Annotated in this window: 6 protein-coding genes; 3 read left to right on the forward strand and 3 right to left on the reverse strand. The window is 73.0% G+C overall.

The window, feature by feature from the left end; genetic code table 11:
* The first annotated feature begins 197 nt into the window (after nt 1–197).
* Nucleotides 198–1,400, forward strand: a complete 1,203-nt coding sequence (locus tag B9S57_RS11765) for an amino acid deaminase/aldolase (RefSeq protein WP_103515498.1) — start codon at nt 198–200, stop codon at nt 1,398–1,400.
* A gap of 353 nt (nt 1,401–1,753) precedes the next feature.
* On the opposite strand, the gene B9S57_RS11770 is transcribed toward B9S57_RS11765, so the two are convergent.
* Genes B9S57_RS11770 through B9S57_RS11780 form a run of 3 tightly spaced genes read right to left on the reverse strand, consistent with a single transcriptional unit; the run spans nt 1,754 to nt 5,286 of the window.
* Nucleotides 1,754–2,545: a 3-oxoacyl-ACP reductase gene (locus tag B9S57_RS11770; protein WP_103515499.1), complete on the reverse strand. Its 792-nt coding sequence runs from the start codon at nt 2,543–2,545 to the stop codon at nt 1,754–1,756.
* A 6-nt stretch (nt 2,546–2,551) separates the two neighbouring features.
* Nucleotides 2,552–3,916, reverse strand: a complete 1,365-nt coding sequence (locus B9S57_RS11775; protein WP_103515516.1) for an aldehyde dehydrogenase — start codon at nt 3,914–3,916, stop codon at nt 2,552–2,554.
* Between the two features lie 8 nt (nt 3,917–3,924).
* A complete protein-coding gene (locus B9S57_RS11780; protein ID WP_103515500.1) occupies nt 3,925–5,286 on the reverse strand; it encodes a glutamine synthetase family protein in 1,362 nt (453 codons plus the stop codon).
* Nucleotides 5,287–5,345: 59 nt separating this feature from the next.
* On the opposite strand from B9S57_RS11780, the gene B9S57_RS11785 reads away from it, so the two are divergent.
* Both B9S57_RS11785 and B9S57_RS11790 read left to right on the forward strand, forming a co-directional pair.
* Entirely contained in the window at nt 5,346–6,119 is a 774-nt protein-coding gene (locus tag B9S57_RS11785; RefSeq protein ID WP_374935929.1) for a FadR/GntR family transcriptional regulator, read from the forward strand.
* 112 nt (nt 6,120–6,231) lie between these two features.
* Nucleotides 6,232–6,945, forward strand: a complete 714-nt coding sequence (locus B9S57_RS11790) for a gamma-glutamyl-gamma-aminobutyrate hydrolase family protein (protein ID WP_103515502.1) — start codon at nt 6,232–6,234, stop codon at nt 6,943–6,945.
* The last annotated feature ends 51 nt before the right edge of the window (nt 6,946–6,996 follow it).

Raw genomic sequence — 6,996 nt, forward strand, 5'->3', positions numbered from 1 at the left:
CGGTACTCATCCGCCCCCCTGGTCCACGTCCCCGTACCGCCTACGGACCGTCGTTGCGCGCGGGCCCGTCGGTCGATCGTGTGACCGTCACTCTACGGGGTGGACGGCACCCCGTGGGAACGGGACGGAGGGCGCGGGGTGATCTGCACCGAACATCCCCCCTACCCAGTGGTACGACAGTCTGGCAAGCTGCGCCCATGACTGTCCGAGCCGCTGACCGGAGACGTTACGACCGGGCCACCGCCCACCTCGACGCCCCGGTGGCCGTCGTCGACCTGGAGGCCTTCGACGCCAATGCCGCCGACCTGGTCCGCCGGGCCGGCGGGAAGCCGATCCGGGTGGCGAGCAAATCGGTGCGCTGCCGCGCCCTCCTGGAGCGGGTGCTGGCGCGCCCGGGCTTCGCCGGGATCATGTCGTTCACCCTGGCGGAGTCGCTGTGGCTGGCCCGCGCGGGGTTCGACGACGTGCTGCTCGCCTATCCGTCGGCCGACCGGTCGGCCTACGCCGAACTGGCGGCCGATCCCAAGCTCGCCGCGGCCGTGACGGTCATGGTGGACGACCCCGCACAGCTGGAGCTGATCGACGCGGCGCGGGCCGGCGGCGCCGAGGAGATCAGGGTCTGCCTGGAGCTGGACACCTCGCTGCGGTTGCTGGGCGGCCGGGTGAGGGTGGGCGCGCTGCGCTCCCCGCTCCGCTCCCCCGCCCAACTGGCCGAGCTGGCCCGCTCGGTGGAGCGCAGGCCCGGCTTCCGGCTGGTGGGGCTGATGGCGTACGAAGGCCATGTCGCCGGCGTGGGCGACTCGGTGGCCGGCCGGCCGCTGCGGTCGCGCGCGATCCGGCTGATGCAGGCGGCGGCCCGCAGGGAGCTGGCGGCACGCCGAGCGGAGGTGGTGCGGGCGGTGCGCGCGGTGGCGCCCGGGCTGGAGTTCGTGAACGGGGGCGGCACCGGCAGCGTGCAGCACACGGCGGCCGAGTCCGCGGTGACCGAGATCGCGGCGGGGTCGGGGCTCTTCGTGCCGAGGCTGTTCGACAACTACACCTCGTTCACGGGCCGTCCGGCGGCGCTGTTCGCCCAGCCCGTGGTGCGGCGGCCGGGTGTGGGCGTGGTGACGGTGCTGGGCGGTGGCTATCCGGCGTCGGGCGCGGCGGGCCCGGACCGGCTGCCGGTGCCGTATCTGCCCGAGGGGCTGCGCTACGACCCGCAGGAGGGGCCCGGCGAGGTCCAGACTCCGCTGCTGGGCGCGCCGGCGGACGATCTGCTGATCGGCGACAAGGTGTGGTTCCGGCACGCCAAGGCCGGTGAGCTGTGCGAACGCTTCGACGAGCTGCGTCTGATCGACGGTGAACGGATCACGGCGTCCGTGCCGACGTACCGCGGTGAGGGCCGGACCTTCCTCTAGGAGGGCCCCGCAAGGAGCCGCGCTGCTGCCCCCTCCGCCTCCGGTGGCGTCACCGATCGGGCGGATTCCCTCGGTGATTCCGTCCGCGGGGGAGAGCGGCGGCCCGTACCGGCACGGAGGCCGAGGGTCATGGCGGCGACGGCGGCCGGGCGGGAGGCTCGGTCGCCACCGGATCCGTGGGCAGCGGCCCGCTCCGGAAGCCCACGGGCCGGGTGACGGCGGCCGGACGGGGTGCCGGGCCCAGGCCCTCCCGTCCTCCTCCCGTCCCACCGCCGTTGCGTACCAAGCACGTTCACGTCCGGGTACCCGGACGGGCGGCGTCGCGTGGTGCGTGCCACCGCCGCACGGGAGCGTCAGTCGAGCGGTGTCACGTACGCTCCCGAGATCCCGCCGTCGACGAGGAAGTCGGTGGCGTTGACGAACGAGGAGTCGTCGCTGGCCAGGAAGGCGACGGCGGCCGCGATCTCCGTCGCCTCGGCGAACCGGCCGAGCGGGATGTGGATCAGCCTGCGGGCGGCGCGCTCCGGGTCCTTGGCGAAGAGTTCCCGCAGCAGCGGGGTGTTGACGGGGCCCGGGCAGAGGGCGTTGACCCGGATCCCCTCCCGGGCGAACTGCACCCCGAGTTCGCGGGAGAGGGCGAGGACGCCGCCCTTGGACGCGGTGTACGAGATCTGCGAGGTCGCGGCGCCCATCCGCGCGACGAAGGACGCGGTGTTGATGATCGAGCCCCGGCCCTGGCGCCGCATGTAGGGGAGGGCCGCCTTGCAGCAGAGGTAGACGGAGGTCAGGTTGACGTCCTGGACGCGCTTCCACGCCTCCAGCCCGGTGGTGAGGATGGAGTCGTCCTCGGGCGGCGAGATGCCCGCGTTGTTGAAGGTGATGTCGACGGAGCCGTAGGTGTCGTCCGCTGCCGCGAAGAGCGCCTCGACCTGGTCGGGGTCGGTGACGTCGACGCGTACGAAGGTACCGCCCGCCTCCTCGGCGGCGGCCCTGCCCGCGCTCTCGTCGATGTCGCCGCAGACGACGCGTGCTCCTTCGGATGCCAGTCGGCGGGCGGTGGCGAGCCCGATGCCGCTGCCGGCACCCGTGATGACGGCGGTGCGGCCGGTGAGGCGGCGGCAGATGTTCCCGGAGTCGGTGGTCATGGGTGCTCAGGCCTCCGTGCCGATGAAGACGTTCTTGGTTTCGGTGAAGGCCGCGAGGGCGTCGGGCCCCAGTTCACGGCCGAGCCCGGACTGTTTGTACCCGCCGAAGGGGGTCCAGTAGCGGACGGCTGAGTGGGAGTTGACGGACAGGTTGCCGGCCCGGACCGCTCGCGAGACCCGCAGGGCGCGGCCGACGTCCCGGGTCCAGACCGAGCCGGCCAGACCGTGTTCGGAGGCATTGGCCAGCCGGACCGCGTCCTCCTCGTCCTCGAAGGGCAGGACCACGGCCACCGGGCCGAAGACCTCCTCCATGGCGACGGGAGCATCGGGGGCGATCCCGGTCAGGACGGTCGGGGGGAACCAGAAGCCGGGGCCGGCCGGCGCGCTGCCCCGGATGCCGTCGGCGTCCCGGGGGACGTAGGCGCGGACGCGCTCCAGCTGGGTGCGGGAGATCAGCGGGCCCATCTGTGTCTTCTCGTCCGACGGGTCACCGACGACGACGGAGGCGATGGCCGGGACGAGGAGCTCCAGGAAACGGTCGTACGCGGACCGCTGGACCAGGATGCGGGTGCGGGCACAGCAGTCCTGGCCGGCGTTGTCCAGGAAGGACAGGGGCGCGGCGGCCGCGGCTGTCTCGATGTCGGCGTCGGCGAACACGATGTTGGGGCTCTTGCCGCCCAGTTCGAGGGTCAGCCGCTTCACCCGGTCCGCGCATCCGGCCATGATCTGCTTGCCGACGCGGGTCGAACCGGTGAAGACGATCTTGGCGACCCCTGGGTGCTCGACCAAGGCCTTGCCCGCCACGTCCCCGGCGCCGGGCAGCACCTGGAAGAGGTCTTGTGGAAGGCCCGCTTCGAGCGCCAGCCCGGCCAGCCGCTGCGCGGTGAGGGGGGTGGTCTCGGCCGGCTTGAGGAGGACTGCGTTCCCGGCCGCGAGGGCGGGGGCGAACCCCCAGGCGGCGATCGGCATGGGGAAGTTCCACGGGGCGATCACGCCGACGACGCCCAGCGGTTCCAGGAAGGTGAGGTCGACCCCGCCCGGTACGGGGATCTGCCGCCCGGTCAGGCGTTCCACTCCCCCGGCCGCGTAGTCCAGGAGGTCGCGGACGTTGGCCGCCTCCCAGCGGGCGTTGCCCAGGGTGTGGCCCGCCTCGGTGACCTCCAGCCGGGCCAGCCGTTCGGCGTGCTCGTCCACGAGGACGGCGAAGCGGCGCAGCACCCGGGCGCGGTCGGCGGGGGCCAGGCCGGCCCAGACGCGCTGGGCCGCCGCGGCGCGGGTGACGGCGGTGTCGACCTCCTCGGCGGTGGTGGCGCGGACGGTGGCGACGAGCTCTTCGGTCGCCGGGTTCAGGACACGGTGTTCGGTGGTCACGGAGTGCCTCACAGGCGTTCGAAGGAGCGGCGGAGCTCCCAGTCGGTCACCGCGGCGTCGAAGGCCTCCAGTTCGACACGCGCCATGTTGCGGTAGTGCGCGACGACGTCGTCGCCGAAGGCCTCCCGGGCGGCCTCGCTGGTCTCCCAGAGGCCGGCCGCTTCCCGGAGCGTGGTGGGGACCTGGTCGTATCCCGCGGTGTAGGCGTTGCCCTCGCAGGCGTCCGGGAGTTCGAGCTTCTTCTCGATGCCGTGGAGTCCGGCGGCGACGAGGCCGGCGACCGCGAGGTACGGGTTGACGTCGCCGCCGGGCAGCCGGTTCTCGAAGCGCATCGAGCGGCCGTGCCCGACGACGCGCAGGGCGCACGTGCGGTTGTCGTGCCCCCAGGCGACGGCGGTGGGGGCGAAGGAGCCGGGCTGGAAGCGCTTGTAGGAGTTGATGTTCGGGGCGTACAGCAGGGAGAAGTCGCGCAGGGCGGCGAGCTGGCCGGCGAGGAAGTGCCGCATCACGGGGGACATCGTGCCGCCCTCCCCGGCCATGACGCTCTGCCCGTCGGCGTCCTGGAGGGAGAGGTGTATGTGGCAGGAGTTGCCCTCACGCTCGTTGAACTTGGCCATGAAGGTGAGCGCGACGCCCTCCTGCGCGGCGATCTCCTTGGAGCCGGTCTTGTAGACGGCGTGCTGGTCGCAGGTGACGAGGGCTTCGTCGTAGCGGAAGACGATCTCGTGCTGGCCGGGGTTGCACTCGCCCTTGGCGGACTCGACGGTGAGTCCGGCGCCCGCCATCTCGTTGCGGATGCGGCGCAGCAGGGGTTCGATGCGGCCGGTACCGAGGACGGAGTAGTCGATGTTGTACTGGTTGGCCGGGGTGAGGCCGCGGTAGTTGCGGTCCCACGCCTGCTCGTAGGTGTCCTTGAAGACGATGAACTCGAGTTCCGTGCCGACGTGGGCGGTCAGTCCGTGCCCGGCGAGCCGCTCCAGCTGCCGCCGCAGGATCTGGCGGGGCGCGGCGGCGACCGGCGAGCCGTCGTCCCAGGCGAGATCGGCCATGACCAGGGCCGTTCCCTCGTGCCAGGGGATCCGGCGCAGGGTGGCGAGATCGGGGCGCATCGCGAAGTCGCCGTAGCCGTTGGACCAGGAGGACATGGCGAAGCCGTCGACGGTGTTCATGTCCGTGTCGACGGCGAGCAGGTAGTTGCAGCCCTCCGTGCCGTGCTCCAGCACCTCGTCGAGGAAGAAGGACGCGGCGAACCGCTTGCCCTGGAGCCTGCCCTGCATGTCGGGGAAGGCGAGGACCACGGTGTCGATCTCACCGCGCTCCACGAGCACGCGCAGCTCGTCGGTCCCCAGCGGAGGTGTTCGGTCTGCCACGGGATGCTCCTCGTTCGGTCAGCCGGAAGGCTTACGGCCTCCCCCGAGATCGCTAAGGTATGGGAGAAAACCATTGGGGGGAAGGGAATCGGGACGTGGCGGAAGAGACCGGGGAGCCCGGGCCCTCCGGCCGGCTGCTGCCCGCCCTGCGGCCGGTCCGCGCGGGCAACGGCTTCGAGGAGGCGCTGGAGCAGATCCTCCAGGTGGTCAGGCTCGGCCTGGTGCCCGGGGGCGGGCGGCTGCCCGCCGAGCGTGAACTGGCCGGCCTCCTCGGCGTCAGCCGGGTCACCCTGCGCGAGGTCCTGAAGGTGCTTCAGGACCAGGGGCTGGTCGAGGCGAGACGCGGCCGGTACGGCGGTACGTTCGTGCTCCCCCGCACCGGCCGCGCCGGCGGCGAGGAGCTGCGCCGCCGGGTGGCGGGCACCGACATCGAGGACGTCCTGCTCTTCCGCGAGGTCCTGGAGTCGGGGGCGGCCGGGCTCTGCGCGTCGCGCGGTCTCGAGGACGAGGACGCGGACCGGCTGCGTAGGGCTCTGGCGACGACACACGAGGCACCTCTGCCCGACTACCGCAGAGTCGACACCCTCTTCCACCTGACGCTCGCCGAGCTCTCCGGATCGCCGTCCCTCGCGGCCCGGTACGCGGCCGTCCGGGCGACCGTGAACGACCTGCTGGACTGCATCCCCCTTCTGGTGCGGAACCTCGAGCATTCGCAGCACCAGCACACGTCCCTCGTCGAAGCGGTCCTCGACGGGGACGAGGAGGCGGCACGGGCGGTGATGCGCGAGCACTGCGCGGGGACCGCGGCGCTGCTCCGGGGTTTCCTGGCTTGATCTTGCTCTTCCGGATCACCGCTCTTGCGCGGCGGCCCGGTACGAACAAAGGTATGACGCAACACCATTGCACCGGGCCGGCCCGCAGACCGGCCGCCGGAGGGACCGCGCCATGCACGAACCGCTCATCGGCATCACGACCTATCTGGAGCCGGCGGCTCGCTGGGGCGTCTGGGAACTCCCGGCGGCGGTGCTCCCCTCCGCCTACCCCCAGCTGGTCCAGCGCTCCGGCGGACTGGCCGCGCTGCTGCCCCCGGACGACCCGGCGCGGGCGGGCGCGGCCGTGGCCCGGCTGGACGGTCTCGTGATCGCGGGCGGCGCCGACGTGGACCCCGGGCTGTACGGCGCGGAGCGCGACTTCAGGACGGGCCCGCCGGCGCACGAACGCGACACCTGGGAAGTGGCCCTGCTCCGCGCGGCGAGGGCGGCCGGCACCCCGGTGCTCGGGATCTGCCGCGGGATGCAGCTGCTGAACGTCGCGCTGGGCGGCACGCTGACCCAGCACCTGGACGGCCACGCGGGGCCGTTCGGCAGGACCGGAGTCCTCGGTGAGCACGCGGTGACGCCGGTGGCGGGGTCGCTGTACGCCTCGCTGGTGCCCGAGGAGGCGTCCGTACCGACGTACCACCACCAGGCCGTGGACCGGCTCGCGCCCGGTCTGGTGGCCTCGGCGCACGCGGCGGACGGCACGGTGGAGGCGATCGAGCTGCCGGGCGACCGGTGGGTGCTCGGCGTCCAGTGGCACCCGGAGATGGGGGACGACCTCCGCATCATGCGGGCCCTGGTGGCGGCGGCCCGGGCCGGGGCGGCCGTGCCCGCGGTCTGACGGGGCTGCCGGGGCTGCCGGGGCTGCACCGCGCGCTCGGGAACCGGCGGG

Origin of the sequence: Streptomyces sp. SM10, assembly GCF_002910915.1 — a bacterium.
Classification (GTDB): domain Bacteria; phylum Actinomycetota; class Actinomycetes; order Streptomycetales; family Streptomycetaceae; genus Streptomyces.